This window comes from Acidiphilium sp. PM (assembly GCF_000219295.1).
In the GTDB taxonomy this organism is placed as follows: Bacteria; Pseudomonadota; Alphaproteobacteria; order Acetobacterales; family Acetobacteraceae; genus Acidiphilium; species Acidiphilium multivorum.
Genome location: NZ_AFPR01000297.1, coordinates 1 through 562, shown reverse-complemented (window position 1 = coordinate 562; position 562 = coordinate 1). Strand labels below are relative to the sequence as shown.

Annotated in this window: 1 protein-coding gene; it reads left to right on the top strand. The window is 73.8% G+C overall.

Annotated elements, in window-relative coordinates:
- Positions 1-65 precede the first annotated feature (65 nt).
- On the top strand, positions 66-562 hold a 497-nt coding region (locus APM_RS11640), incomplete at its 3' end, for an ABC transporter ATP-binding protein (protein WP_039888431.1).

Here is a 562-nt window from a genome sequence, read left to right as displayed (position 1 = left end):
CACCGGCGAGCGGCGGGCGCGGGCGGCGACGCCCTTCGTGCCGCGGTTCTGACGGGGCGCGGGCGATGCCGGGGGCGGTGCCAGGGGCGGTCATCGAGCTGCGCGGTGTTTCGCGGACCTACCGGAGCGGCGATGTCGAGGTGCAGGCGCTGCGCGAGGTCGATCTCGTGATCGGGCCGGGCGAGTTCGTCGCCATCATGGGTTCGTCGGGGTCGGGCAAGTCGACGCTGATGGCGATTCTCGGCTGCCTCGACCGGCCGAGCCGGGGCGAATACCGGTTCGAATCCGTCGACGTCGCCCGGCTGGAGGAGCCGGAGCTGGCGCGGGTGCGCAGCGCGCGCATCGGCTTCGTGTTCCAGAGCTTCAACCTGCTGGCGCGGACCAGCGCGCTCGACAACGTGGCGCTGCCGCTGTTCTACGCCTCGGACGGGCCGGTGAAGGGCGGCTCGCGCACCGCCCGCGCGCTGCTGGCGCTCGGGCAGATGGGGCTGGCCGGAAGGGAGGGCAACACGCCCTCGCAGCTTTCGGGCGGGCAGCAGCAGCGCGTCGCCATCGCCCGCGC